The organism is Dongia sp. (assembly GCF_041910485.1).
In the GTDB taxonomy this organism is placed as follows: Bacteria; Pseudomonadota; Alphaproteobacteria; order Dongiales; family Dongiaceae; genus Dongia.
The window spans coordinates 1-1,963 of record NZ_JAYRQR010000028.1; the positions used below are offsets into that span (position 1 = coordinate 1).

General features: G+C 61.2%; 2 protein-coding genes and 1 pseudogene. All 3 read right to left on the reverse strand.

Going from position 1 to position 1,963, the window contains the following annotated elements:
- A pseudogene (gene purH, locus ACE3PP_RS08650) lies at positions 1 to 538 on the reverse strand (bifunctional phosphoribosylaminoimidazolecarboxamide formyltransferase/IMP cyclohydrolase); the annotation flags it as partial.
- 84 nt (positions 539 to 622) lie between these two features.
- A complete protein-coding gene (locus ACE3PP_RS08655) occupies positions 623 to 856 on the reverse strand; it encodes a Fis family transcriptional regulator (RefSeq protein WP_374380605.1) in 234 nt (77 codons plus the stop codon).
- Positions 853 to 1,866, reverse strand: a complete 1,014-nt coding sequence (gene dusB / locus ACE3PP_RS08660) for a tRNA dihydrouridine synthase DusB (RefSeq protein ID WP_374380608.1) — start codon at positions 1,864 to 1,866, stop codon at positions 853 to 855. The genes ACE3PP_RS08655 and dusB overlap by 4 nt, the downstream gene beginning before the upstream one ends.
- Between the last annotated feature and the right edge of the window lie 97 nt (positions 1,867 to 1,963).

Sequence of the window (1,963 nt, forward strand, 5' to 3'; positions counted from 1 at the left end):
GCGTGAAGGCTTTCTTGGCCAGGCTAAAGCGCGTGGCGAGTGACAGTGCTCCGGCGTTGGCCTTCATCTCGGCGATCAAGGCCGCGTAATCATCGGGATCAGTGACGATGGCAACACCGTTGTAGTTCTTGGCCGCCGAACGCACCATCGCCGGGCCGCCGATGTCGATGTTCTCGATGGCGTCTTCCAGCGTGACGCCGGCCTTGGCGATGGTGGCGGCGAACGGGTAGAGGTTCACGCAGACCAGGTCGATCATCGGGATGCCGTGGGCGTCGATGGTGGCCATGTGCTCGGCCAGGTCGCGGCGGGCCAGGATGCCGCCATGCACCTTCGGGTGCAGGGTCTTGACGCGGCCGTCGAGCATTTCCGGGAAGCCGGTGTAGTCGCCGATTTCGGTGACGGCCAGGCCGGCGTCACGCAGCATCTTGGCGGTGCCGCCGGTAGACAGCAGCTTGACACCCTGGGCGGCGAGGCCCTGGGCGAATTCGAGAACACCCGTCTTGTCGGAGACGGAAATCAGCGCTTGCTTGATGGTCATATTAGGATCGAGTCATTAAGAATTAGGATCGAGTAGTCAGGGCCGAGTGGTTTTGCTAGCAGCTAGCAGCTAACAACTCGATCCTCACAACAACTGGTGTTCGGTCAGTTTCTTGCGCAGGGTATTGCGGTTGATGCCCAGCATCTCCGCCGCCAGCGTCTGGTTGGCGCCGGCTTTGGCAAGCACCACTTCCAGCATCGGCTTTTCGATGCTCTTCAAGACCATGTCATAAATGGCGGCGGGTTTTTCGCCGTCGAGGTCACGGAAATACTGCTCCAGCGAATCCGTGACGCATTTCCCCAAGTCATGTTGGCTCATGCTGCCAACGCCTCCTCTGTGTATTTTAGAATTCGATGCTCCTCCGCCAGGCGGCTGAAGAAGTCGTTCACTGCCTGCATCTGTTGGTCGATGCTGGGCAGGACGTTCATTTCCTTGCGGAAGGCCGCCGAGCCAACCAGCCCCTTGGTGTACCAGGAGATGTGCTTGCGGGCGACCTTGAAACCGGTTTCCGGGCCGTAAAAGGCGTAGAGGTCTTCAAGGTGGGCCTTGAGAATCTCGTGAATTTCGGTGACCTCGGCTGGCGGCAAATGCTGGCCGGTCTTCAGGTAATGCTCGATTTCGCGGAACAGCCAGGGCCGGCCCTGGGCGGCGCGGCCGATCATGATGCCGTCGGCGCCGGTGACGTCGAGCACGTGCCTGGCCTTTTCCGGCGTCGTGATGTCGCCGTTGGCGATGACCGGAATCCGGATCAGGGTCTTGACCATGGCGATGGTGTCGTACTCCGCCTCGCCGGTGTATTGCTGGCAGCGCGTCCGGCCGTGGATGGCGACGGCACGCACGCCGGCCGATTCGGCGATGCGGGCGATGGTCGGCGCATTCTTGTTGGCCAGGTTCCAGCCGGTGCGGAATTTCAGTGTGACCGGCGTATCGGGAATGGCGCCGACCACCGCGTCGAGGATCTGGCCGACCAGCTTTTCATCCTGCATCAGCGCCGAACCGGCCATCACGTTGCAGACCTTCTTGGCCGGGCAGCCCATGTTGATGTCGATGATCTGCGCGCCGTTGTCGACGTTGTGACGGGCGGCCTGGGCCATCATCTGCGGGTCGGCGCCGGCAATCTGCACCGAGATTGGTGCTACTTCGCCGACGTGGTTGGCCCGGCGCAAGGTCTTGGCGCTGCCGTAGAGCAGCGAGTTCGAGGTGACCATTTCGGACACCGCCAGGCCGGCGCCCATCTTCTTGCACAACTGGCGGAAAGGGCGATCCGTGACGCCCGCCATCGGTGCGACGAAGAGATTGTTTCGTAAGGTGAAACCGACGAATTCCATGGGCAAAAACAGGCGCGGGGCAGATCAGGAGAGCCGCGCATTTTACCCGAGTCGGCGCTTAAAAAATAGTCAAATCGTGAAGCTGAGTGAAAGCAGC